We start from the raw sequence: 24,568 nt of genomic DNA on the forward strand, positions 1-24,568 counted from the left end.
CGTGTCCAAAAATTGCGGAATGCCGGACTATTCAGTCCCTGACGGTCGAGATGTCCGGCGCGTCGACGGCCTTCATGCCGACGACGTGATAACCCGAATCAACGTGATGCACTTCGCCGGTCACGCCGCGCGACAGGTCCGACAGGAAATAGAGACCGGAATCGCCGACTTCCTCCGGGGTCACCGTGCGCTTCAGCGGCGAATTGTATTCATTCCATTTGAGGATATAGCGGAAATCGCCGATGCCTGATGCCGCCAGCGTCTTGATCGGGCCGGCCGAAATGGCGTTGACGCGGATGTTCTTGCCGCCGAGATCAACCGCCAGATAGCGAACGCTGGCCTCGAGTGCGGCCTTGGCCACGCCCATAACATTGTAATGCGGCATCACCTTTTCAGCGCCATAATAGGTCAGCGTCAGAAGCGACCCGCCGTCCGGCATCAGCGCTTCGGCGCGCTTGGCGATGGTGGTGAAGGAATAAACCGAAATGTCCATGGTGCGCAGGAAGTTGTCGCGCGTCGTCTCGACATAACGGCCGTCCAGCTCCTCCTTGTCGGAGAAGGCGATGGCGTGGACGAGGAAATCGATCTTGCCCCACTTCTTGGCAACATAGTCGAAAACGGCATCCAGGCTGGCGGGATCGGTCACGTCGCAATGGCCTGCAAGATGGGCGCCGAGTTCGGCAGCCAGCGGCTCGACACGCTTCTTGAAGGCGTCGCCCTGATAGGTCAGCGCCAGTTCAGCACCATGGTCGGCGCAGGCTTTGGCTATGCCCCAGGCAATCGACCGATTGTTGGCCACGCCAAGAACAAGACCGCGCTTGCCGGCCATCAGGCCCTGTCCAACCGCCATGTTATCATTCTCCGCGTTCTGAAATCAGGAGATGCCCCTATCGCATAGCAATCGGGCACCTTCAAGCTTTCAAAAATAGGGATAAGCGCTCTCGATAACCCGCGAAGTGGTTACTTGACCGACTTCTTCATCAGCATTTCGAGTTCCGGATCGCCGTGTTCCGGCAGCATGACGCGGACATGGGCGTAGAGATCGCCGTGCCCGCCGGCCTTTTCCGGGAGACCGCGACCTTTCAGCCGCAGCACCTTGTCGGAACTCGACCATGCCGGAACATTGACCGCCAGCCGGCCGGTGGGCGTTTCCACGGCCACCTTGGCGCCAAGCACGGCATCATTCAGCGGCACTGGAAGATCGGCATGCAGGTCGCGGCCCTCGACGCGGTAACGCGGATGCCTCCTGAAGCGGATTTTCACCAGCGCATCGCCCGGCCCACCAAGACCCGGCTCGCCCTGCCCTTTGAGGCGAATCGTCTGGCCGTCCTCGACATAGGCCGGCAGCTTCACCGCGATCTTGCGGCCGCCGGGAAACATCGCCATGACCTTGGCGGCCGTGGCGGCGTCCTCGATGCTGATATCAAGCGTCGCGTTGAGATCGTTGCCGGCCGGCGCACGCTGCCCGCCACCGCCGCCGCGCTGGTTGAAGGCGTGACCGAAGAGTTCGCTGAAGATGTCGCTGTTGGAGCCGAACGGATCGGGACCCGCGCCCTCGGTACGGAATTCGAAGCGCGAGCCGCCCGGCCCCTGGCTCTGCTGACGCCGGAACCCGGCGAAAGGATCGCCGCCGCCCGGGTGACCTTCGAAACCCTGGAACTTCGGCTTGCCTTCGGCGTCGATCTCACCACGATCGAAAGCGCCCCGGCTCTTCTCGTCGCCGAGGATCTCATAGGCCTGGTTCGCGGCCGAAAACCGGTCCTTCGCCTTGGGATCGTCCGGATTCTGGTCCGGATGATGCTTCTTGGCGAGCTTGCGGTAAGCCGATTTTATCTCTTTGGCCGATGCGTTCTTGGCAACGCCCAGCACTTCATAGGGATCGCGCATGCTTGTGTGACTGCCTGCCGTAATCTTCTGGAATTCTTGCTCGTCCCCTATATGCGCCTGCGTAGGAAGAAATTCCAGCCTTTGGGGACGCTATCGAACCCTTTTCAGAATTCGCTCTGGTGAGGCAGCTGCGGTGGATTTCGAGAACCGGAGCGGAGTGGACATTCAGGTCCATGAGCACCTGAAGCGCAGAAAGCTGCCGCAGATGTCCGCCGGAGTAGAGTTACCAAAAGGGTTCAAGACACCGGCTGGAAGGCCAGCATGCGCCACGCCCCGGCATCGGCCAGGCAGGCTTCGCCCTGATAGAGGCTGACGCCATCGAAGCTTTCGCGCGAGGCGGTGAACTTGCGGCACAGCGCCCCGTTTTCCTTGTGCTCGATCATATTGCTGATGGCGCCGCGCGAGCCGGTGTTGGCGTTGGCCCATGGCAGCGGGCTGGTGCCGAGGCCACTGATGTCAGCGGCGGAAACGGCATTGCGGATGGTCGATTCGTCGGAAAGCCGGTCGGCATCGACCGGAGCCTGCGGATTGGAGGCCACCGTCCCCGTCAGCAGCGAGCGGTCGACCTCAGCCTTTTGGAGGCTGAAACCGCCGGCCGCACAGGCAGAAAGTGATAGGCCAGCGGCCATCACGGCCGCCAGTTTCAGGCAGTTCGACCGCAAAAGGCGCGACAATCCATCTCTCCACGCTTGCGCAAGGCGCGACAATCGGCAATCTCCCGGGCCAGCAACATCACATTGAGCGGAAACTATGGCTGAGACAGACTTAACAGAAGGTGACTTCACCGACAGTCGTGAACCGTTTCGGCTTTTTGCGCAATGGCTGAACGACGCTTCCAAGAGCGAAATCAACGATGCGAACGGCGTTGCGCTCGCAACGGTCGATACGGACAGCATGCCGGATGTGCGCATGGTGCTGCTGAAAGGCTTCGACGAGCAGGGTTTCGTCTTCTACACGAATTTCGAAAGCGCCAAGGGCCGCGAGATTCTCGCGACGATGAAAGCAGCCATGTGCTTTCACTGGAAATCGCTGCGCCGGCAGGTGCGCGTGCGCGGGCCTGTCGAGATCGTCAGCGACGCCGAGGCCGACGCCTACTACGCCACCCGCCCGCGCGGCAGCCGAATCGGCGCATGGGCATCGAAGCAGTCGCGCCGGCTGGAAAGCCGCTTCGCGCTGGAAAAGGCGGTCGCCGAATACACCGCGCGCCATGCGATCGGCGAGATTCCGCGCCCAAAACACTGGTCCGGCTTCCGCATCGTGCCGCAGCAGATCGAGTTCTGGCACGATCGCCCCTTCCGCCTGCACGACCGCATCGTTTTCACGCGGACCAGCGACGGCGGCTGGGACAAGACGCGGCTTTATCCCTAAAGGATCAACTACGTTTCCGGCTCATGGCCCGGCTCAGCCCGGCGGCGATCGCTATGGCCAGCAGCGGCCACTTCGCCCAGAAAGTGCCGCTCCAGGTCAGGAAGTTGATCGCGACGATCATGGCACCGATGACGCCGAGCGAAGCCACCTTGCGGTCGACAAGGCTGGTGGTTCCGGCCCATGACAGCCCGGCAAGAACGCAATAGGCGAGAACCGGCCAGACGGCCCAGAATGTGCCCTGCCAGGTGAACAGATTGATCGCCACCAGGCCCAGGGCGACCAGCCCCATGACTGAAAAGCTCCGGGAAACGGTTTTCTTCGACGCAACCTGCGTCCAACCGGTTGTCCGTCCCCACTCGGCCGCTGCAGCCTGCGGCCTGGCTTCTTCTTCCGCGCGCGCCGCATATGCCCGGGCATTTTTCAGGTCGCCGACCTGGACGGCATAGCTTGGCACGGCCTCACTGATGTTCTTGACCGACAGCTGGCCGAGAAACTCGAAGCCGACCGTCATCTTGTTGCGGACCTGATCGTGCACCGTGTTGGAGATCACGATGCCGCCTGGTGCGGCCGAACTCTGAAGGCGCGCGGCGATGTTGACGCCATCGCCGTAAATGTCCTCGCCATCGGCGATGACATCGCCGAGATTTATGCCGATCCGGAATTCCATCCGGGCTTCGCTGGGCTGGCCGGCATTTCGCCCTGCCAGTTCGTTCTGGACATCGATGGCCGCGCGCACCGATTCGACCACGCTGGGGAACTCGGCAATGAGCCCGTCACCCCAGGTGTTGATGACACGGCCGCCATGCACCTCGATCAGCCGCACCATGGCGTCGCGATACTGCTTCAGCGTGGCAAGCGTGCGCTCCTCGTCGGCCTCCATGAGGCGCGAATAGCCCTGAACGTCCGCCGAGAAGATGGTGGTCAATTTGCGATGCGTGGTTGCCATCGACGTCCTGCAGTCGGTCGATTCCAGTCAAAGTGTTTCTAAACCAGCGTCGAAGGCGGCGCTAGGCGCAAAAGATCCTGCACATGGAAACGCCGGGTTTCAGCGCGCGCCAACGTTACAAAAAATTAATGATTTCATTCAGTTGGCGTTCATAGTCCGAGCACCAGATTACCGTGCATGGGCTTGGGTAAACGAAATGAGGAAACGATGAAAAAGATCATAACCACAGTATGCGCGGCTGCCATGGCACTGACCGCCGTCGCCTCGACGATGACGTCTGCGGGCGCCGTCACCATGCCGCTGCCGAAGCTGGAATCGGGCAACACCGACGTTCAGCAGGTCCGCGACGGACCCGACCGCTTCTACCGTCGCGGCGGCAACTATTACTACAACGGCCATCGCGGCTACCGGAACCACCGGCCCGGCTGGCGTCAGCACAATGGCTACTGGTTCCCGCCGGCAGCCTTCATCGCCGGCGCCATCATCGGCGGCGCGATCGCCAACCAGCCGACCTATCGCCCCGCGCCCGCTTACCGCCCGGCCAGCAATGCGCATGTGCGCTGGTGCTACAACCGCTACCGCTCCTATCGCGCGTCGGACAATACCTTCCAGCCGAACTACGGCCCGCGCCAGCAGTGCGCATCGCCCTATATGCGATAAGCCTCGGCAGTTGATGAAAAAGCCCCGCTTCGACGGGGCTTTTTATTTCGGCTGGTTTATTTCTTCCGGCTCATGAAAGCGACGAAAGCGGCCTTGGCCTCGTCGGATTTCAGCCGCTCGCGGAAGTGCTCGCCTTCCTGCTTGATCCGGGCGATCAGTTCGTCACGCGGGGCACGCATCAGGTCGCGTGAAATCTTCAGTGCCTGCGGCGGCTTGGCCGCGATTGCCTCGGCAGCCGCCAGCGTTTCGGCCTCCAGCCTGTCTTCTTCGACCACCGCATAGATCATCCCGGCATCGCGCGCACGCTCGGCCGAAAAGCCCTCGCCAAGCCCCAGCAGCGCGAAAGCCTGCTGGCGGCCAAGAAGGGCCGGCGTAAGCAGGCTGGAGCCGGCTTCCGGCACGAGGCCGAGATCGACGAACGGCGTCTTGAACACCGTGCGCGGCGTGGCGAAGGTCAGGTCGCAATGCAGGTTCAGCGTCGTGCCGATGCCGACCGCAATGCCATCGACGCCCGAAACCAGCGGCTTTTCCGATTCGGCCAGCGCCAGCAGGAAATCCCAGACTTCCCCGCCGCCATCGCCACCCATGGCGACCGCCATGAAATCGGCGAGGTCGTTGCCGGCGGAGAACGCGCCGGGCACGCCGAACACCACATTCACCCGGATTTCCGGATCGGCATCGGCTGCCCTGAGCGCTGCCGAAAAGGCTGCATACATGGCGCGGGTCAGCGCGTTCTTCTTGTCCGGGCGGTTCATCCGGATGATCTGCACGGCGCCCCGCCGTTCGATGAGAATATGCTCGGTCACGGTCAAATATCCTTGTTGGCTCAAGCTCAGGCTAAAATCAGGCTCTGGGCTGCCGCCGATAGGCTCGCCGCGCCACCGACGACGCGCTCTTTCAGCGCCCGCGTTTCGCCCAGCAGGTTTTCGGCGAAGAAGCGGCATAGCGATTGCCGCGCCTCATTCTGTTCGGCCAGCGCACCCCGCGCCAGATAGGCACCGCCGGAAGCCAGCGCGAACAGGCGCAGGTAAGGCGTAGCACCCGCCAGCGCCTCGTCCACCCGGCCGTCGGCTGCGAGTTTCTGCAGATGACGCGTTGCGTTGGAAAGATCGTCTAGCGCATTGTCGATGGCGTTGGCGGTCTGGCCGAAGCCATGCAGGTTGGACGTGCGCAGTGCGGTGACGATCTCGGCCAGTTCGGCAATATAGCCGAAGACATGCTCGCCGCCGCCCTGCGGCAGCTTGCGCATCACCAGGTCGATCGCCTGGATGCCGTTGGTTCCCTCATAGATCGGCGCGATGCGGGCGTCGCGGTAAAGCGCTGCCGCGCCCGTCTCCTCAATGAAGCCCATGCCGCCATGGATCTGCAGGCCGAGCGAGGCGACATCGACGCCGACATCGGTCGAGAACGCCTTGGCAATCGGCGTCAGCAGATTGGCGCGGTCCTGCCAATGCTGCCTGCCGTCGCCATCGGATGCCCGTGCCTTGTCGGTGGCGTAGGCGCAGGAATAGCTGATGGCGCGCGCGATCTGCGTCAGCGCCTTCATCGTCAGCAGATTGCGCTGCACGTCGGGGTGATGGACGATCGGGGCCATGCCCTCGCCCTGATAGGTCGACGCCTTGCCCTGCCGGCGCTCATTGGCATAGGCGAGCGCCTTCTGGAACGCCGCTTCCGCCACCGCCACGCCCTGCATGCCGACGGCCAGACGGGCATTGTTCATCATGGTGAACATGCAGGCGAGGCCCTTGTTCTCCTCGCCGATCAGCCAGCCGACCGCTCCCGCTTCACTGCCCTTCACGAAGCCGTCGCCATAGATCATCGTGCAGGTCGGCGAGCCGTGGATGCCGAGCTTCTCCTCCAGACCCGAGCAGAATACGTCATTACGCTCGCCGAGCGAGCCGTCCTCATTGACGAAGAATTTCGGCACCAGGAACAGCGAGATGCCGCGCGTGCCGGCAGGCGCGTCAGGCAACCGCGCCAGCACCATGTGCACGATGTTGTCGGTGAAATCGTGCTCGCCATAGGTGATGAATATCTTCTGGCCGAAGATGCGATAGGTGCCGTCGCCGGCGCGCTCGGCACGGGCGCGCAGAGCAGCGAGGTCCGAACCGGCCTGCGGCTCGGTGAGGTTCATCGTGCCCATCCACTCGCCGGAAACGAGCTTTTCCAGGTATTTTTTCTTCAGCTCCTCGGTAGCGTGCTTTTCCAGCGCCTCGACCGCGCCCATGGTCAGCGTCGGGCCGATCGCAAAAGCCATCGAGCCGGAATTCCACATTTCGAGCGCGGCAACGCCGAGCATCGCCGGCAGCGCCTGCCCGCCATATTCCTCCGGGCCCTGCAGCGCGTTCCAGCCGCCATCGATCCAGCGGCGGTAGAGTTCCTTCCAGCCGGGCGGCGTGGTCACCGCAGCGTCCTTCAGCACGGCGCCCTTTTCGTCGCCGATCTTGCGCAGCGGCGCCACCTCGTCGGTGGCGAAGCGGCCTGCTTCCTCGAGGATCGCGTCGACAAGATCTTCGCTCAACTCGCCAAACGCGCCTTCCTCCAGCCCGGCTTTCAGCCCGGCCACGTGTTTCAGCGTGAAGGAAATCTCCTCGACAGGTGCGCGATACATGTTTGGCTGCTCCTCCTCAGGCATAGAACACTCGCCCGGCACCCTATGCGGTGCGGGTGCTCACCGCTAGTTTCTTTTGACGTTTACGTCAAATTTCACGCAGATGTAGCGCACCCACATATTTCATTAACCATGATGGCCCAGGATACCCGCTTGATTTACAGGAACCGTCCTTTGCGCTTTTTCACCCATCGTCCTCGCCGAAAAGCGCTTCTGGCGCTCGGCGCGGCAATGGCTCTTCACCTTGCGCCCGCCATGGCCTCGGATTTTTCCGAACCGTGGAAGAGTTCCGACCGCGCGCTGGTGGTCGACGCTTACGAGTACAACGCCATCGACTGGCCGAAGCTGGCCACCGACAAGCGCATCGTCGGCTTCATCAACAAGGCTTCCGACGGGCTGTCGCCACCCTATGCCTGCTCCGGCAATGAAACCGAGGTGAAGCTGTGCAAGGCGCTGTGGAAGCGCCACGCGGTTGCTCGCGAGCTCTACCAGACGCGCAAGTCGATGGCGAAGGCGCTCGGCCTGAAATGGGGCGCCTATCACCTCGCCCGGCCCGGCAATCCGATCGACCAGGCCAACAATTTCATCGATTTCGCAGCCCCCGACGCCGACGACCTGATGGCCATCGACATCGAGGAGAACGACCCGACGAAGTGGATGTCGCTGGAGGACGCCGAGGAATTCGTGCGCCACATCCAGCGCCGCACCGGACGCTTCCCGATCCTCTACACCAATGGCACCACCGCACAGCACATCGCCGACAACCGCGAAAAGTACCCGCTGCTGTCGCGACTGCCGCTCTGGTATGCGCGCTACAAGCCGGAGATCGGCCTGCATTTCCCGAAGGGCAACTGGCAGAGCTACGCGCTGTGGCAATTCTCCGCGCAGGCCAATTGCAGCGCGCGCAGCTGCCCCTATCGCGTGCCAGGAACCGAGACCGACATCGACGTCAATGTCGCGCCGATGAATGCCGAGGATCTGCGCAGGGCCTGGCCCTTTGGCGGGTTGCTCGACGTGCCTATGGAGATGATCGCCAGCGTGCCATTGCCGATCGGCCGCGAAGCGGGGCTGGCCGGGGAAGTCACGCTGTCCTACGCCTCGGTCGAGCCGGCCAGTGCGATCGCAGCACTCGAAAACGCCTTCCAGGTGCGTGGCCAGCAGCATCCTGACCGTTTCGGCATGGCAGTCGTGGACGAGCCCGCAATCGCCTTAGCGAAGGCTGAGGTCGGCCTTTTCGGCAAAGTAGCCGCCTATTTCGCGTCGCTGACACAGCGGGTGACATCGGCCTTCGGCGACACACCGGGCATTGATCCCATCACGACGGCGACGATACCGGCAAGGACGGAAGTGCCCTGAGTGGGTGCGACCCCTTTTGAGGTTTCGCCCTACGTTGCCCCCTCTGGCCTGCCGGCCATCTCCCCGCGATCTTGGGGAATTACCCGCGTCCCTGGCCTGCCACCACCTCGCCGTCTTCCTTGGTGAAACCGCCAACGGGATTAGCCAGAACCTCCAGCACCTTCTCCGAAGGCCGCGCCAGAACCGCACCCTTCTGCGTCACCACGATCGGACGGTTGATCAGGATCGGATGCGCCATCATGAAATCAATCAGCTCGCCGTCGCTCCATTTGGGATCGCCCAAGCCCAGCTCGGCATAGGGCGTGCCCTTCTCTCGCAGAAGCTCGCGCGGTGTCATCTTGAGGAGCCCGAGCAGTTCGACCAGTCGCTCCCGCGACGGTGGCGTCTTCAGATATTCGACGATCTCCGCCTCCTCGCCGGAGGCGCGGATCATCGCCAGCGTGTTGCGCGAGGTGCCGCAGGCCGGATTGTGATAGATGGTAACAGTCACTTTTCCTGTTCCCGCTCCACCGCGCGCCAGCCGATGTCGCGCCGGCAGAAGCCTTGCGGCCAGTCGATGCGATCGACGGTTTCGTAAGCCTTTTTCTGCGCCTCGCTCACCGTCTTGCCCATCGCGGTGATGTTCAGCACGCGCCCGCCATTGGCGACGATCTCGCCGTCGCGCAAAGCCGTCCCAGCGTGGAAGATTTCGACGCCGTCGGCAGGATTGTCGAGCCCGCGTATGACGGACCCTTTCTCCGGCGTGGCCGGATAGCCATTGGCGGCCATCACCACCGTCAGTGCGGCATCGTCGCGCCAGCGCGCCGACATATGCGCCAGCTGGCCGTCGGCGGCGGCATTGAGCAGGACCAGAATGTCGTCCTTCAGCCGCATCATCAGCACTTGGCATTCGGGATCGCCGAAGCGGGTGTTGTATTCGATCAGTTCCGGCCCCTTGTCCGTGAACATCAGGCCGGCAAACAGAACGCCGGAGAACGGCGCGCCCATATCGGCCATGCCGCGCATGGTCGGCTCGATGATCTCGCGCATGGTGCGCTCGATCATTTCCGGCGTCATCACCGGGGCTGGCGAATAGGCGCCCATGCCGCCGGTGTTCGGCCCGGTGTCGCCCTCGCCGACGCGCTTGTGATCCTGCGCCGTGCCGAAGGGCAGCGCCGTCTTGCCGTCGCACAGGCAGAAGAAGCTCGCCTCCTCGCCGGTCAGGAATTCTTCCACGACCAGTTCGGCACCGGCTCCACCGAATGCGCCGTCGAAACAGGCCTCGATGGCCTCGAACGCTTCGTCATTGGTCATCGCCACCGTCACGCCCTTGCCGGCGGCAAGCCCATCGGCCTTGATGACGATCGGCGCGCCGAGCTTTTCAACATAGGCTTTCGCCAAGCCAGCCTCGGTGAAGCGCTCGTAAGCGGCGGTCGGGATGCCGTATTTGCGGCAGAGATCCTTGGTGAAGCCCTTCGAGCCTTCCAGCTGTGCTGCCTTTGCCGAAGGTCCGAAGACGCGGATGCCGGCGGCGCGCAGATCGTCGCCAAGTCCGGCGACCAGCGGCGCTTCCGGTCCGACGACGACAAGATCGATCGCCTTGTCCTTGCAGAAGGCGGCGATTGCCTGATGGTCGTTCACGTCCAGCCCGACGAGTTCCGCCTCTTTCGCGATGCCGGGATTGCCGGGTGCTGCATAGAGTTTCGTCAGCATCGGCGAGGCCGCGATCTTCCAGGCCAGCGCGTGCTCGCGGCCACCTGAACCAATCAGAAGAACATTCATGCTGTCGCTCCGTGCCTTCATGCCAATCGGCGAGCTTTCCGGTATGGCGCAAGGGCGCGCGGGTCAACCTTGACCGTAGCTTATCAAGGACAATTCATCGTCTTGACGCCCGCTTCGGCTGCTGTCACGTCAGACGCATGGAAAATATTCAGACCAAAGAGGCGCAAGGCCGTGTTGCCGATGCGCCGAGCGGCCACTGGGTTTACCGCGTCCTGCCGCGCTGGCTATGGCCTTACGCGCAGCTCGCCCGCTGGGACCGGCCGATCGGCTGGATACTGCTGCTCTGGCCATGCTGGTGGTCGACGGCACTGGCTGCCAGCGCCTACTGGCTGCCGGGCGATTCGCTGAAGTCGCTGCTGCCGGACCCGTGGTATCTCGGCCTGTTCCTCGCCGGCGCCATCGCCATGCGGGGTGCGGGCTGTACGTTCAACGATATCGTCGACGAGAACATCGACGCCAAGGTCGAGCGCACGCGCTCACGCCCGCTGCCCTCGGGCCAGGTCACCCGCCGCCAGGCGTGGACGTTCCTCGTGCTCCAGGCGCTCATCGGCTTCCTGGTGCTGTGGCAGTTCAACTATTTCGTCGTTCTCGTCGGCCTGTGCTCGCTCGGCATCGTCGTCATCTACCCGTTCATGAAGCGATTCACCGACTGGCCGCAACTCTTTCTCGGCCTTGCCTTTTCCTGGGGCGCGCTGATGGGCTGGGCAGCAGAGTTCGCCGACATCGATGGCCCGGCCATCATGCTCTATATCGGCTCGATCCTGTGGGTGATCGGCTACGACACGATCTACGCCCATCAGGACAGGGAAGACGACGCCCTGGTCGGCGTTCGCTCGACCGCGCGCCTGTTCGGCGAGAACACCAAGATGTGGCTGATCGGCCTCTATAGCGGCGCGCTGTTCTGCTTCGCGCTGGCCTTCGCTTTCGCCGAAGCGCCGATGCCCGCACTCGCCGGCCTCGTCGCTGCCGGTGCGCATATGGCGCGCCAGATCCGGGTTCTCGATATCAACGACCCGGACCAGTGCCTGAAACTGTTCAAGTCGAACGGCACGGTCGGCTGGCTGATCTTCCTCGGCCTGCTCGGCGGCGCGGCGTGGGTGGCGCTGAAGCCACTGGTTTGAGGCCGCGACCTCGGCGAGTGCCGGTTCCTCGCCCCCGCAAAGTGGGGGAGAGGTGGCTCGGCGAAGCCGGGACGGAGAGGGGAAACTTCAACCCCCGCCGAAATCTCCTACTGCCGGGCGATGATCTCTTCGCCATCGATCACCAGGCGCATGCCGAGATCGCCGGATTTGCGGCGGGCGAGAAAGCGCGGGCGGCGCATCGGGGTAGCGCGGCCCTTGCGGCGTTCGCGCGGCGGCGCGACCTTGATCGCGGCACCCAGCGATTCCTCCAGCGTGCGGGCAACGCCGTCCGCCTCGATCAGAAGCATCGGCAGGCGGTAGGCATCGGCCCAGGCGCGCCAGTCGGCTGCGACATCCTCCAGATTGTCGGCCACCAGCAGCGGCACCGACAGCATCGGGTCGTTGTGCAGGAGTTCGAGCGTCACCGTGACGTTGAACTGTTCGTCCTCCAGCGCACGGGCGGCCACGCCGCGAAATGCGTTGGCGGGCAGCACCACGGTTGCCGGCAGGCCGCTGTGCTGCAGGATGCGCCGGACGATCGCGCCGCGCTGGTCGATGGTGAAACTGACGTCGCCGTAGTCGTCACGGGCGGCGTAGCTGGTCATCTGGGGCAAGCGGAAAGGGTCGAGACGCATGTTGCGTCCCGCCCAGACTGGCTTCAGTCCGGTGCTCATTGATTATGCCTTCTTCCTGTTACTCCTGAGAGCCGGTGTTCCGGTCTCTCCGAACCGGTTTTCCCGGTCTCGTTATGGGAAGGAGCCTAGCGTGGGGTTCTTACCGCCGCGCTTAAGAAAGTCGGTTAAATTTTTCTGATCTATGGAATGGTTATCGGAATCCCACTGACCACAAGATGTTGTAAAGGTGTGTGAAGAGGTGGTGAATGGGACGCTACGCTCGTTATCCCGGCCAAGGGAGCAAAGCGACCGCGAGCCGGGGTGACGCTGGCGTTAAATCACCTTGCCCGGGTTCATGATCCCCGCCGGGTCGAATGCCGCCTTCACCCGGCGCATCAGGTCGATGCCGACCGGCGGCGCAGTGGCGATCAACTCGTCGCGCTTGAGCTGGCCGATGCCATGCTCGGCCGAGATCGAGCCATTAAGCGCGCGCACGATGTCGTGCACGGCCTTGTTCATCGGGCGATAGAGTTTCAGGAACGCCTCGCCGTCGGCACCCGCCGGCTGCGAGATGTTGTAGTGCAAATTGCCGTCGCCCATATGGCCGAAGCAGGCGATGCGCGCCTGCGGACTGACCGAGGCCACCGCCGCCGCACCGCGCTCGATGAATTCGGGAACCGAGGCCACCGGCACGGAAATATCGTGCTTGATCGACGCGCCCTCCGGGCGCTGCGCATCCGACAGGCTTTCGCGCAGCCGCCAGAACGCACCCGCCTGCGACAGGTTTGAAGCAATGACGGCATCGCCGACGATGCCGACCTCGAAGCCGGCCGTCAGTACCTCCTCCATCAGCGCGCTCGCGTCCTCGGCAGAACGGCCCGACGAAATCTCGATCAGCACATGCCACGGCCACTCGCTTTGCAGCGGCCGATGCGTGTCGGCAATGTGTTCCACCGCAAAGCCGAGCACCATCTCGGAGATCAGCTCGAACGCCGTCAGGCCGCTGCCGGCCTGGTCCATCGCGCGGCCGAACAGGTCGAGCGCTGCCTCAGGCGAGGACAAGCCCACCCACGCAACCTCCCTGCCCTTCGGCTTGGGAAACAGTTTCAGCACCGCCGCCGTGATGACGCCGAGCGTGCCTTCAGCCCCGACGAACAGGTTCTTCAAATCGTAGCCGGTGTTGTCCTTCTTCAGCTTGCGCAAATCGTCGAACACCTCGCCGGTCGGCAGCACCACTTCGACGCCGAGGCAAAGCTCGCGCGCATTGCCATAGGCCAGCACGCCGGTGCCGCCGGCATTGGACGACAGGTTGCCGCCGATCTCACACGAACCCTGCGAGCCGAGCGACAGCGGATAGAGCCGATCGACCTCGTCGACAGCCCCGTGCAGCGTCTCCAGTATGACGCCGGCCTCCACCGTCACCGTGTTCGATCGCACATCGATCTCGCGGATGCGGTTGAGCCGCGACAGCGACAGCACGACCTGCCCATTGGTGCGGTCCGGCATCTGCCCGCCGACCAGCCCGGTGTTGCCGCCCTGCGGCACGATCGGCGTTTTCGTTTCGGTGGCGAGCTTCATGATCGCGCTCACCTCCTCGACGCTGCCGGGCCGCAGCACCAAGGGCGACAGGCCGGCAAAAAGCCCGCGGGGTTCGGTCAAGTATGGCGCGATATCTGCCTCGTCGCGCACGGCATGGCGCTCGCCGACGATACCCACGAAGCGGTCGAGCAAGGCGGGGTCCAAAACAGTCGAATTCTGAGTCATCTCGGTCACTTATGAATCGATGCTGATGTTGTCACGCGGGGCGGCGGCGCGCGCCAGGCGGTCGTTGATCGCCTCGCCCAGCCCGTCATGCGGGATCGACTCGACGGCGATGGTTTTCGCGCCGCTGCGGTCCAGCGCCTGAAGGTGCGAGAACAGGTTGCTCGCGGCCTCGCGCAGATCGCCGCGTTCGGAAAGGTTCAGCAGGGCGACCGCGCGTTCGGCCCCTGCTACCCGCTTCGGGCCGAATGCCAGCAGCGCCTCATGCGGCTCGACATCGGCAACATTCAGCCGCACCGCCGCCCCCGGCGCATAATGCGAGGCCATCATGCCCGGCGCCTCGATGCCGGCTTTGGCGTTGCGCAGAAGCTTCGTGCCGGCTATCGCCTCAAGCTCTTCGGCAGGAACGCCGCCCGGCCGCAGCAGCCGCAAGCGGCCGTCCTCGACCTTGACGATGGTCGATTCCAGCCCGACAGGCGTTGCGCCGCCATCGACCACCAGTTTTATCCTGCTGCCGAGATCAGCAGCGACTGCCTGCGCCGTCGTGCCGCTGATCTTGCCCGACGTGTTGGCGCTGGGTGCCGCCAGCGGCCGGCCGAGTGCTGCGATAAGTTCCGCGCCAAGGCCTTTCGGCATGCGCAGCGCGATCGTGTCCAGGCCCGCCGTCACCAGCGGGTGAATGCCGCTTGCCACGCGGTGCGACAGCACCATGGTCAGCGGCCCCGGCCAGAATTTCTCGGCAAGCTTTCGCGACAGCGGATCGAAGTCGGCAATGGCCTCGGCCATCTCCATCGAGGCGACATGGGCGATGAGCGGGTTGAAGCGCGGCCGGCCCTTGGCCTCGAAAATGCGCGCCACCGCCTCGCCATTTGTGGCATCGCCGGCAAGGCCGTAGACCGTCTCGGTGGGGATGGCGACGACATCGCCGGCCGCCAGCAGCGCCAGCGCCCGTTCCATTGCCCGCTCACCGTCGAGGATTTCCGCCACGCAACCGACCTCGTTCAAGACAGCGCCTGCCTATCGCGGACGGCGCGCAGCGGCAAGGGCCACGCCGGAAATAGCGAAATCGCTAAAATGCCATGCTTCGCCGCAAGCGGGCATCAACGTCAAGCCGCTATGACAAGACAGCAACATGGGTGGGGCTATGCATATTCGGAGTGTTTTTCTTCTCGGCGGCATCTTCCTGACCGGCGCGGCACAGGCCGGGTCGATCCAGCATATCGAGGCAATGACGGCGCCGCTCGGGCCGTCGATGGTGCTGGAGGGCACGGCCTCAGTGTCGGCAAGGCCTGCACAGGCGGGCGAAAAGATCAGCACCTCGGTGATCGCGCTTGGCGATGCGATGCCGAATGTCGACGGCGCGAAGGTCGCGGCGATCCCGCCGGCAGACCCGGCGCCGAAGCCGCGTCATCAGCAAGCGCCGATGGTCATGCGCGGCGGCATTGCCGGCGACACATTCGTCCGTGGCACCGGCATCAAAGCTCCGGCTCCGACGCAGGTCGCGGCTGACACGCCGGCGAAGCCGTCAGGCCCGCCGCTCGCTCCGATGGCTCCGATGGCTCCGGCGAAATAGGCCGAAGACCGAGCCGGGTCTCCGGCTCAGCCCGCGATCTTCGAGAAATCGGCGACCTTGTCGGTGGCTGCGCGGATGCGCGACAGCAGCGCCAGACGGTTGGCGCGCACGGCCTCGTCCTCATCATTCACGAGAACGCCTTCAAAGAATGAATCAACCGGCTCACGCAGCACGCTAAGTGCGAGCATGGCGGCGGAAAAGTCTTCATTCTGAATCGCTTGCGCGGCCTGGCTCTCGGCATGATTCACCGCCGCGAACAGCTTGTGCTCTGCCTCCTCGCGGAACAGCGCGGGGTCGACGGCATCGGCAACGCGCGTACCCTTCTTCTCCTCGGCCGCCAGAATGTTGGCCCCGCGCTTGGTGCCGGCCAGCAGGTTCTTGCCGTCCTCCGTGTCGAGGAAGGAGCCGAGCGCTTCGACGCGGCGGACGATTTGCAGGAGGTCGTCGTTTTGCGCGGCGTCCCCCTCCCCCTTGAGGGGAGGGTCGATCCGCGAAGCGGATCGGGGTGGGGTCGCTGCGGCAGTGCTCGACGTTGGGGCGGTGCCTTCTGAGGCAACCCCCTCTGTCGCCTTCGGCGACATCTCCCCCTCAAGGGGGGAGACTAGGCGCTGCGCCAGCACCGCATCGATCAGATCATGCCGCGCACCTTGGTCGCGGAGATAGACTTTCAGGCGGTCGTGGAAGAAGGAGAGGAGCTCACCAGAGAAGAAATCTTCCAGATCCGTTGGTTGATTGAACTCAAGCCGTTGCGCAATGCGCTCACTATTTGCGCTCGCAAACAGGCTATCCAAGTTCAGTCGCACCCCGTTCTCAATCAATATCCGCACCACCCCCAGCGCCGCTCGGCGCAGCGCATAGGGGTCCTTACTTCCCGTCGGCTTCTCGTCGATCGCCCAGAATCCGACCAGCGTGTCGAGCTTGTCGGCGAGCGCCACGGCAACCGACACAGGGTCGGTCGGCACGCGGTCGGAGGGGCCTTGCGGCTTGTAATGCTCCTCGATCGCAGCGGCAACCGAAGGATGCTCGCCCTGAAGCAGCGCATATTTGCGGCCCATCGCGCCCTGAAGTTCCGGGAATTCGCCGACGACTTCGGTCTGCAGATCGGCCTTGGCCAGCACGGCGGCGCGTTCGGCAAGGGCCGGATCGGCGCCGACGATCGGCGCGATCTCGCGCGCCAGCCGCTTGATGCGCTCCACCCGTTCACCCTGCGTGCCGAGCTTGGCGTGGAAGGTCACGCCGAGATGGTCGAGCCGGGCCATGCGCTGGTCGAGGGGCTTGGCCATATCGAGTCCGAATTTCTTGCCCGAATCCGTCAACTGGTCGAGGTCGGGCAGGTCGTGCTGGTCGGTCGTCCAGAAATAGAGCGCATCCGACAGGCGTGCGCGCACGACCTTGCCGTTGCCGTGGGCGATTTCCTTGCCGCCGTCCTTGGCCTCGATATTGGCGGTAAGGATAAAACGGTTGGAGAGATTTTCCGTCTCGCCCTGCACGCGCGTCACGAAACACTTCTGGTTGGCGCGGATCGTCAGCCGGATGACCTCGGCCGGAATGGCAAGGAAATCCTGCTCGAATTCGCCCATCAGCACGACGGGCCATTCGACGAGGCCGGACACTTCCTCCAGCAGCAGATCGTCCTCGACAAGCTCTAGCCCGTTGGCGAAGGCGAGGTTCCTGGCGTCCGACAGGATGATCTGCTTGCGGCGGTCGGCATCGAGTACGACCTTGGCCGCTTCCAGCTTGGCGACGTAATCCGCGAACCGGCGCACGGTGATTGCTCCCGGCGCGTGGAAGCGGTGGCCATAGGTGACGTTGCCGGCGCGGATGCCGTCGATCTCGAAATCGACCACCACCGGCTCTTCCGTCTCGGGGCCGAAGGTGCAGACGATGGATTGCAGCGGGCGCACCCAGCGAAGGCTTCCCGGCTTGGCCGAAGCCTTGCCCCAGCGCATCGATTTCGGCCAGGGGAAGGTGCGGATGATCGTCGGGATCAGCTCGGCGATGATCTCTTCCGCCGCCCTCCCCGGCTTGGAAATATGGGCAACATAGAAATCGCCCTTCTTCGGGTCGGAATGCACATGGGCCTGGCTGATATCGGTCAGGCCGGCCGAGCGCAGGAAGCCGGCAATCGCCTGCTCCGGCGCCTTGGTGCTCGGGCCCTTCTTTTCCTCATGCACGTCCTTGGAGCGCGCGTTGAGGCCGCGAATGTCGAGCGTCAGCCGGCGCGGCGTCCAGTATTCAACCGCCGCCTCATAGGTCAGGCCGGCTTCCACCAGCCCGTCCGTTACCATCTTCTTCAGGTCGCCGGCAGCCTTGCGCTGCATGCGGGCGGGGATTTCTTCCGAGCGAAGTTCAAGAAGCAAATCGGGCATTTCAGGTAGCCTTGTCGTTTAGTTGGAACCCGCCTGCGTCCGTCTGCAGGAAGGCTTCGCCGCAGGCCTTGGCAAGGTTGCGCACGCGCAGGATGTAGCTCTGCCGCTCGGTCACCGAGATGACGCCGCGTGCGTCGAGCAGGTTGAAGACATGGCTGGCCTTGATGCACTGGTCGTAGGCTGGAAACACCATCTTGTGCAGCGGCTGGTTGTCCTTGGAGGACGGCGCGCCGGCATCCAGCAGCGCCTTGCACTCGGCTTCCGCATCCTCGAAATGGCGCAGCAGCACCGCCGTGTTGGCGTGCTCGAAATTGAAGCGCGAATATTCCTGCTCGGCCTGCAGGAAGACCTCACCATAGGTGACCTTCTCGTCGCCCTCGCGGCCGTTGAAGTTCAGGTCGTAGACATTGTCGACGCCCTGCACATACATGGCCAGCCGCTCCAGACCATAGGTCAGTTCGCCGGCCACGGGTGCGCATTCGATGCCGCAGACCTGCTGGAAATAGGTGAACTGCGACACTTCCATGCCGTCGCACCAGCACTCCCAGCCGAGCCCCCAGGCGCCCAGCGTCGGGCTTTCCCAGTCGTCCTCGACGAAGCGGATGTCATGCAGCAGCGGGTCGATGCCGATCGCCTCGAGCGAGCCGAGATAGAGCTCCTGCAGGTTAGATGGGTTCGGCTTCAGAATGACCTGATACTGGTAGTAATGCTGCAAGCGGTTCGGGTTCTCGCCGTAGCGGCCGTCCTTGGGGCGGCGCGAGGGCTGGACATAGGCCGCATTCCACTTCTTCGGCCCCAACGCGCGCAGCGTGGTGGCCGGGTGGAAGGTACCGGCGCCGACCTCCATGTCGTAGGGCTGCAGCACGACGCAACCGTATTCGGCCCAGTAATTGTGCAGCGTCAGGATCAGCCCCTGGAACGAGCGGCTGGGGTGCATATGGGCAGGCAGACTGGCGGTCACGGGATAAGCCTCAGAATATCGGGGCCAAAAGACGGCCCGTCCTATTCCGGCCTGCCGGAAGCGTCAAGTTTCAGTTCGGCTGACCCGGCAGGATCAGTTCCTGCCCGGGCACGATGCGGCCGGGATCGCCCTGAAGCTGCGGGTTGAGGTTGAGAATCTCCTGATAGCGCCCGCCATTGCCGAGCACCTCGTTGGCGATCGACCACAGCGACTGCCCGCGCTGCACCTTGTAGGCGGCCGGCGTCGCGGAAATCTTCTCGACCGGCGAGGATTGCGGCGTGGCGGCAGGCGTGTCGCTCTTCTTCTCGGCCTCGGGCGCAGGCGCCGGTGCAATCGCAGGTGCGGCAGGCTTGACCGCCGGCGCTTCGGCCGCGGTCTTGCCTTCGAGCGGCGGCAGGCCTTCGGCGAGCTTCTTCTGCACGGTCGCCAGCACATCAGGCTCCGGCTTCATGTCGCGCGCATGGCTCCACTGGAAGGTCGCTTCCAGCTTGCGGCCGACGCGCCAATAAGCATCGCCGAGATGGTCGTTCAGCACGGGATCATCGGGCTTCAGCGACACCGCGCGTTCCAGCTCCGTCACCGCCTCGTCGAAGCGGTTGAGGCGGTAGTAGGCCCAGCCCAGCGAATCGACGATGTAGCCGTCGCTCGGACGAAGGTCGACCGCCTTGCGGATCATGTCGAGACCTTCATCCAGGTTCATATTCATGTCGACCCAGGAATAGCCCAGATAGTTCAGAACCTGCGGCTGGTTCGGCATCAGCTTCAGCGCTTCGCGGAAATTCGGCTCGGCCTTCGGCCATTCCTTCAGCCGCTCATAGGCGATGCCGCGCTGGTAATAGATGTTCCAGTTGCTGGCGTCCGGCGCCTTCAGCCGCTCGACGGCCTTGTCATAGATGTCGGCAGCGGAGCGGTAATCCTCCTTGGAGGAGTAGACGCCGCCCAGCGCCAGATAGGCGCGCATATCGTCGGGGCTCTCGTCGAGCAGCGCCTTGAGATGGGTGATCGCCTCGTCATGGCGCTTTAGGTCGGCAAGGTTCAGGCCGAGCTGCAATTCGGCGGCACGCTTGAGCGAGGAATCGGCCGGCACGCGGCGATAGAGCTCGATCGCCTCCTCGGCATTCTCCTGCTGCTCCGCAACCGCCGCAAGCTGCAGCAGCACGGCGTCGCTGTCGTGCTTCAGCGCCAGCGCATATTGAAGATAGAGCCGCACGAACGGCTCGCCGCCGCCACGGTTCAGCGCGCTCGCCAGATCGAGCAGGATCTCGCTCGCGCCGTCGGCGGGGCCTGCGACCAGCGGCGTGATCTTGTCGCCCTTGTTGATCTTCTCGCGCAGCGCCATCAGCGGCAGGCGGCCGGTTGCGAATTCGTCGGCCTTGTCGAGCACGGCCAGCGCCTTGTCCTTTTCGCCGCGACCGGCGAGGAAGCCGGCATAGGCTTCGGCCGCGCGCAGCCATGTCTCGGGTGCTGCACCGCCGGCGGCGACGTTGTCGATGGTCTCGCTATAGATCTTGTCGGCTTCCTTGGCATTGCCGGCAGCCTCGGCGATCAGCGCGCGATGATAGGTCGTGAACAGCGTGAACCATTCGGGACCCTGCAGCTTTTCGAGATAGGCAAGCGCGTCCTTGGCATCGCCGGCACCGGCCTTGGCCCAGGCGGTCATGACGCCGGAAATCAGCTTGTCGAGATCGGATTCCTGCGCAAGTTTCAGGAAGGTCTCGGCCGAGCGGTATTCCTTCTTGCGGATGGCGTCGACCGCCAGCGCAAGCCGCGAGAAGCGCTCGATATCGGGCACCGACTTCAATTTTTCGGCATAGGGCAGCGATTCGTCGAAACGGCCCTGCGAAATCAGCGCCAGCATCAGGCTCTGCTGAAGTTGCTGGTTCTCGGTGTCGAAGGCCAGCGCCCGCTTGTAATAGGCGATTGCGCTGTCGAGATCGTTGTCGACTTCCGCCACGCGTGCGGCGAGATAGGCGCCGGAAAACGAGTTGATCTGCACCGGTTCTTCGGACTGCTTCGCCAAAGCCGGCTGGCCGACCACCATAAGACCCGCCAGTGCCGAAACACCCGCAAGCCAGCCCACATTCTTACGCCGCATTATCGTCCTTCCCGCCGCGCCGTCCCTGTGACAGCATGACTCGCTCAAGCGATAGTTCGCAAAAGCATGGCCTTTTTGCGGTCGCGGTTCAATCGTTACTGTTTCACAATCCGGTCAAAGTGCGGGCAACGGCCCTCAAACGACGCGGCTGATGCAGAAATCGATGACATCGATAAGGGCTGCTTTCTGCGGCGTGGCCTCCAGCGGCGCCAGCGCATCGCGGGCGATCTCGCCGAAATGACGGGCGCGGCCGATCGTATCGGCGATGGAGCCGTGACGCGTCATCAGGCCGACCGCCTTTTCGAAAGCAGCGTCATCGGCATTGTTTTCCTCGATCGAGCGCTTCCAGAACTCGCGCTCGGCAGCGGTGCCGCGCCGATAGCTCAGGATGACGGGCAGCGTCACCTTACCCTCGCGGAAATCGTCGCCGACATTCTTGCCGAGGTCTTTCGAATTGCCGCCATAGTCCAGCGCATCGTCGATGAGCTGGAAGGCGAGGCCGAGATTCATGCCATAGGAGCGCAGCGCCGCCCGCTCGGGCTTCGAGGCGCCGGCAATGACCGGGCCGACTTCTGCGGCTGCCGAAAACAGCGCTGCCGTCTTGGCCTTGATGACGGCGAAATGCTCGTCCTCGGTGGTTTCGAGGTTCTTGGCGGCTGCAAGCTGCATGACCTCGCCCTCGGCGATGATCGAGGCAGCGGTCGAGAGAATGTCGAGCGCGTCGAGCGAGCCGACCTCGACCATCAGCCGGAACGCCTGGCCGAGCAGGAAGTCGCCGACCAGCACGCTGGCCTGGTTGCCCCAGATCATGCGCGCCGTCTTCTTGCCGCGCCGCATGCCGCTCTCATCGACGACGTCGTCGTGCAGCAGCGTTGCCGTGTGCATGAACTCGACGCTTGTGGCGAGCTTCACATGGCCCTCGCCTGAATAGCCGAACATCTGGGCGGCGGCGAGCGTCACCATCGGGCGCAGGCGCTTGCCGCCGGACGAGATGAGGTGATTGGCGATCTCGGGAATCATCTCGACATCGGAGCCGGCCTTGGACAGGATCAGCTTGTTGACGCGCCCCATGTCGGACGCCGTCAGGTCGATCAGCTCCTTGATGGAAGCGCCTTCACGCTTCCCGTTATCGATGTTGAGAACGACACCCACGACAAACTCTCCGTCCTTAGAGACGAGCCTTCAGCCCTGAGCATGATTTAGGTCGGCAAGGCCTAGCTGGGCAAGAGGCGAATTGGCGCGGCAATCGCAACTCACTGTTGCCCTGTGGCTAACATGGGGTAGTTTTACGGCAATAGAAGCTCTTCTCGTGAAGCCATTGGGTCCATTCACTTTTCAGCGACCGGACCGAGTGACTTCAAAACAGATAGAGAGACCAATGGATGTGATTCAGCGCTGGATAATCAGATTTTGGCTGTCGTTCTCGACTGTCGGCCTTCTGGTCGGCACGCTGTTTTTCGCCGCGTCGCTCACCCCCTCGCTCATTCCGCGCAGCTTTTTGATGCAGGGCATTCTCTCCGGATTCTCCTTCGCCGCCGGCTACGGCATCGGCGTGTTCGGGCTGTGGCTGTGGACCTATCTGGAACTTCCGCAGCCGCGCGACCGCAACGCGCGCATCATCAAGCTTGCTGCGGCAATCATTTGCGCGGCGATCGCCCTCGTCTTCCTGTGGCGCGCCTCGGGCTGGCAGAATTCGATCCGGGTGCTGATGGACATGCAGCCGGTGGACAGCGCGCACCCGCTGCGCGTCGGCGCGATAGCCCTGCTGACCTTCATCGTGCTGCTCACATTTGCGCGGCTCTTTCAGCTCACCTTCCTGTTCCTGTCGGGAAGGCTTCGCCGCTACGTGCCGCGGCGCATCGCCTATGTCATCGGCATTGCGATTGCCGCCGTGCTGTTCGGCACGGTCGTCAATGGCGTCATCTTCCGCTATGCGCTGCATGTGCTTGACGGCTCCTACCAGAAGCTCGACGAACTGGTGGAAGACGACACCATCCAGCCCACCGATCCCAACAAGACGGGAAGTGCCGCCTCGCTGCTTGGCTGGGAAGAACTCGGGCGCACGGGGCGCGACTTCATTTCGGCAGGCCCCAGCAAGCAGGATTTGCAGACTTTCCTGAAGCGCGATGCGCTCGACCCGATCCGCGTCTATGCCGGTTTGCGCTCGGCCGACACGCCGGCAGCCAGAGCAAAGCTGGCACTTGAGGAGTTGAAGCGCGTCGGCGGCTTCGACCGCTCCGTCCTCGTCGTCATCACGCCGACCGGCACCGGCTGGATCGATCCTGCCGCCATGGACACGGTCGAATATCTGCATGGCGGCGATATCGCCAGCGTGGCGATCCAGTATTCCTATCTCGCAAGCTGGCTGTCGCTGCTGGTCGAGCCGAGCTATGGCAGCGAGGCGTCGCGCGCGCTGTTTTCCGAGGTCTACGGCTACTGGACGACGCTGCCGAAGGACAAGCGGCCAAAGCTCTATCTCTACGGCCTGAGCCTCGGCACCAAGAATTCGGAACAATCCAGCGAATTGTTCGAGGTGCTTGGCGACCCGTATCAGGGCGCGCTGTGGGCCGGCCCGCCCTATTCCAGCCGCATCTGGCGCTCGATCACCACCGACCGCAACGCCGGCTCACCCGCCTGGCTGCCGCGCTTCCGCGACGGCTCCTATGTGCGCTTCACAAACCAGAAGAACGCACTCGCCATTCCCAACGCACATTGGGGGCCGATGCGCATCGTCTATCTTCAATATGCTAGCGACTCCGTCACCTTCTTCGACCCGCAATCCGTCTACCGGGCGCCAGCCTGGATGGCCGAGCCGCGCGGGCCCGATGTTTCGCCGCAACTGCGCTGGTATCCGATCGTGACGTTCCTGCAGCTGCTGGTCGACATGGCCGTCGCAACATCGACGCCGATGGGCCACGGCCACGTCTATGCGCCGGAACATTACATCGATGCCTGGATGGCGGTGACGGACGTGCAGGGCTGGTCGGGAGACGATGTTGCGCGGCTGAAGGAGCATTTCGCGCGGCGGTAGTGCCAAGATCCCCCTCTCCGTCGCGCTTCGCGCGCCACCTCTCCCCATTTCATGGGGCGAGGAACCTATTTCAGGACTTGGGTTCCTCGCCCCGCTTGCGGGGAGAGGTGGCTCGGCGAAGCCGAGACGGAGAGGGGGAACTCATTCGATCAACGGGCGAATGCATCTCAATCAACCCCATCGCCCCCACCCGTTTACTTCCCCGGGGCAACCTGCGAGTTTCAGCGCATGATCGAGCTCATCCGCACCAACGATATCGTCCTCATTTCCTTCATCGAATCGCTGCTGCGCGATGCGGAGATCGAATTCCTCGTCGCCGACCAGAATATGAGCATTCTGGACGGCTCGATCGGCATCCTGCCGCGGCGGGTTCTGGTGTCTGACGACGACGCGATCGCTGCCCGGCGTCTCCTGACAGACGCCGGTTTCGCCAAGGAAATGCGCGAAGGCTGAC

Annotated in this window: 22 protein-coding genes; 7 read left to right on the forward strand and 15 right to left on the reverse strand. The window is 63.6% G+C overall.

Annotated elements, in window-relative coordinates; genetic code table 11:
- Positions 1–31 precede the first annotated feature (31 nt).
- The 3 genes from fabI to DZG07_RS18330 form a co-directional block, all read right to left on the reverse strand.
- On the reverse strand, positions 32–850 hold the full coding sequence (gene fabI, locus DZG07_RS18315) for an enoyl-ACP reductase FabI (protein ID WP_091913767.1): 819 nt from the start codon (positions 848–850) through the stop codon (positions 32–34).
- A 110-nt stretch (positions 851–960) separates the two neighbouring features.
- Positions 961–1,887 (reverse strand): DnaJ C-terminal domain-containing protein, encoded by a 927-nt coding sequence (locus tag DZG07_RS18320; protein WP_091913766.1) that lies wholly within the window; start codon positions 1,885–1,887, stop codon positions 961–963.
- A 236-nt stretch (positions 1,888–2,123) separates the two neighbouring features.
- The gene (locus DZG07_RS18330) at positions 2,124–2,561 is read right to left on the reverse strand and encodes an RT0821/Lpp0805 family surface protein (protein ID WP_348272903.1); all 438 of its coding nucleotides are present in this window, start codon (positions 2,559–2,561) and stop codon (positions 2,124–2,126) included.
- Positions 2,562–2,637: 76 nt separating this feature from the next.
- Here DZG07_RS18330 and pdxH point away from each other — a divergent pair, with 76 nt between their 5' ends.
- Complete coding sequence (pdxH, locus tag DZG07_RS18335) at positions 2,638–3,255, forward strand: pyridoxamine 5'-phosphate oxidase (RefSeq protein ID WP_119819380.1); 618 nt, start codon at positions 2,638–2,640, stop codon at positions 3,253–3,255.
- A 4-nt stretch (positions 3,256–3,259) separates the two neighbouring features.
- Here the strand turns inward: pdxH and DZG07_RS18340 are convergent, their stop codons facing one another.
- Positions 3,260–4,201 carry an adenylate/guanylate cyclase domain-containing protein gene (locus DZG07_RS18340; RefSeq protein WP_119819383.1) on the reverse strand — a complete coding sequence of 314 codons (942 nt, stop codon included), beginning with the start codon at positions 4,199–4,201 and terminating at the stop codon, positions 3,260–3,262.
- A gap of 207 nt (positions 4,202–4,408) precedes the next feature.
- On the opposite strand from DZG07_RS18340, the gene DZG07_RS18345 reads away from it, so the two are divergent.
- Complete coding sequence (locus DZG07_RS18345; RefSeq protein WP_119819386.1) at positions 4,409–4,861, forward strand: BA14K family protein; 453 nt, start codon at positions 4,409–4,411, stop codon at positions 4,859–4,861.
- Positions 4,862–4,917: 56 nt separating this feature from the next.
- Here the strand turns inward: DZG07_RS18345 and DZG07_RS18350 are convergent, their stop codons facing one another.
- The gene (locus DZG07_RS18350) at positions 4,918–5,667 is read right to left on the reverse strand and encodes a crotonase/enoyl-CoA hydratase family protein (protein ID WP_119821862.1); all 750 of its coding nucleotides are present in this window, start codon (positions 5,665–5,667) and stop codon (positions 4,918–4,920) included.
- Between the two features lie 26 nt (positions 5,668–5,693).
- Complete coding sequence (locus tag DZG07_RS18355) at positions 5,694–7,472, reverse strand: acyl-CoA dehydrogenase (protein ID WP_119819389.1); 1,779 nt, start codon at positions 7,470–7,472, stop codon at positions 5,694–5,696.
- Positions 7,473–7,703: 231 nt separating this feature from the next.
- On the opposite strand from DZG07_RS18355, the gene DZG07_RS18360 reads away from it, so the two are divergent.
- Entirely contained in the window at positions 7,704–8,828 is a 1,125-nt protein-coding gene (locus DZG07_RS18360; protein ID WP_245429513.1) for a GH25 family lysozyme, read from the forward strand.
- Positions 8,829–8,907: 79 nt separating this feature from the next.
- Here the strand turns inward: DZG07_RS18360 and arsC are convergent, their stop codons facing one another.
- Both arsC and purD read right to left on the reverse strand, forming a co-directional pair.
- Complete coding sequence (gene arsC / locus DZG07_RS18365) at positions 8,908–9,318, reverse strand: arsenate reductase (glutaredoxin) (RefSeq protein ID WP_119819392.1); 411 nt, start codon at positions 9,316–9,318, stop codon at positions 8,908–8,910.
- Positions 9,315–10,589 (reverse strand): phosphoribosylamine--glycine ligase, encoded by a 1,275-nt coding sequence (gene purD / locus DZG07_RS18370; RefSeq protein ID WP_119821866.1) that lies wholly within the window; start codon positions 10,587–10,589, stop codon positions 9,315–9,317. The genes arsC and purD overlap by 4 nt, the downstream gene beginning before the upstream one ends.
- A 137-nt stretch (positions 10,590–10,726) precedes the next feature.
- On the opposite strand from purD, the gene ubiA reads away from it, so the two are divergent.
- Positions 10,727–11,710: a 4-hydroxybenzoate octaprenyltransferase gene (ubiA, locus tag DZG07_RS18375; RefSeq protein ID WP_091913759.1), complete on the forward strand. Its 984-nt coding sequence runs from the start codon at positions 10,727–10,729 to the stop codon at positions 11,708–11,710.
- Between the two features lie 107 nt (positions 11,711–11,817).
- On the opposite strand, the gene DZG07_RS18380 is transcribed toward ubiA, so the two are convergent.
- From DZG07_RS18380 to DZG07_RS18390, 3 genes are all read right to left on the reverse strand, one after another.
- Entirely contained in the window at positions 11,818–12,384 is a 567-nt protein-coding gene (locus DZG07_RS18380; RefSeq protein WP_091913758.1) for a DUF6101 family protein, read from the reverse strand.
- A 273-nt stretch (positions 12,385–12,657) separates the two neighbouring features.
- Positions 12,658–14,088 carry an FAD-binding oxidoreductase gene (locus DZG07_RS18385; RefSeq protein ID WP_119821868.1) on the reverse strand — a complete coding sequence of 477 codons (1,431 nt, stop codon included), beginning with the start codon at positions 14,086–14,088 and terminating at the stop codon, positions 12,658–12,660.
- A gap of 9 nt (positions 14,089–14,097) precedes the next feature.
- Positions 14,098–15,042: an L-threonylcarbamoyladenylate synthase gene (locus tag DZG07_RS18390; protein ID WP_119819394.1), complete on the reverse strand. Its 945-nt coding sequence runs from the start codon at positions 15,040–15,042 to the stop codon at positions 14,098–14,100.
- 187 nt (positions 15,043–15,229) lie between these two features.
- On the opposite strand from DZG07_RS18390, the gene DZG07_RS18395 reads away from it, so the two are divergent.
- The gene (locus DZG07_RS18395; protein ID WP_119819397.1) at positions 15,230–15,658 is read left to right on the forward strand and encodes a hypothetical protein; all 429 of its coding nucleotides are present in this window, start codon (positions 15,230–15,232) and stop codon (positions 15,656–15,658) included.
- A 26-nt stretch (positions 15,659–15,684) separates the two neighbouring features.
- On the opposite strand, the gene glyS is transcribed toward DZG07_RS18395, so the two are convergent.
- The 4 genes from glyS to DZG07_RS18415 form a co-directional block, all read right to left on the reverse strand.
- Positions 15,685–18,027: a glycine--tRNA ligase subunit beta gene (glyS, locus tag DZG07_RS18400; protein ID WP_119819400.1), complete on the reverse strand. Its 2,343-nt coding sequence runs from the start codon at positions 18,025–18,027 to the stop codon at positions 15,685–15,687.
- A gap of 1 nt (position 18,028) precedes the next feature.
- Positions 18,029–18,988, reverse strand: coding sequence for a glycine--tRNA ligase subunit alpha (locus DZG07_RS18405; protein WP_119819403.1), 960 nt, complete (start codon positions 18,986–18,988; stop codon positions 18,029–18,031).
- A gap of 70 nt (positions 18,989–19,058) precedes the next feature.
- The gene (locus DZG07_RS18410; protein ID WP_119819405.1) at positions 19,059–21,083 is read right to left on the reverse strand and encodes a tetratricopeptide repeat protein; all 2,025 of its coding nucleotides are present in this window, start codon (positions 21,081–21,083) and stop codon (positions 19,059–19,061) included.
- Positions 21,084–21,218: 135 nt separating this feature from the next.
- Positions 21,219–22,235, reverse strand: coding sequence for a polyprenyl synthetase family protein (locus DZG07_RS18415; protein ID WP_091913752.1), 1,017 nt, complete (start codon positions 22,233–22,235; stop codon positions 21,219–21,221).
- 226 nt (positions 22,236–22,461) lie between these two features.
- Between DZG07_RS18415 and DZG07_RS18420 the strand changes: the two genes are divergently transcribed.
- A complete protein-coding gene (locus DZG07_RS18420) occupies positions 22,462–24,114 on the forward strand; it encodes an alpha/beta-hydrolase family protein (RefSeq protein ID WP_119819408.1) in 1,653 nt (550 codons plus the stop codon).
- A gap of 228 nt (positions 24,115–24,342) precedes the next feature.
- Positions 24,343–24,567, forward strand: a complete 225-nt coding sequence (locus tag DZG07_RS18425; protein WP_091913750.1) for a DUF2007 domain-containing protein — start codon at positions 24,343–24,345, stop codon at positions 24,565–24,567.
- The last annotated feature ends 1 nt before the right edge of the window (position 24,568 follow it).

The sequence above is a fragment of the Mesorhizobium sp. DCY119 genome (genome assembly GCF_003590645.1).
In the GTDB taxonomy this organism is placed as follows: Bacteria; Pseudomonadota; Alphaproteobacteria; order Rhizobiales; family Rhizobiaceae; genus Mesorhizobium_M.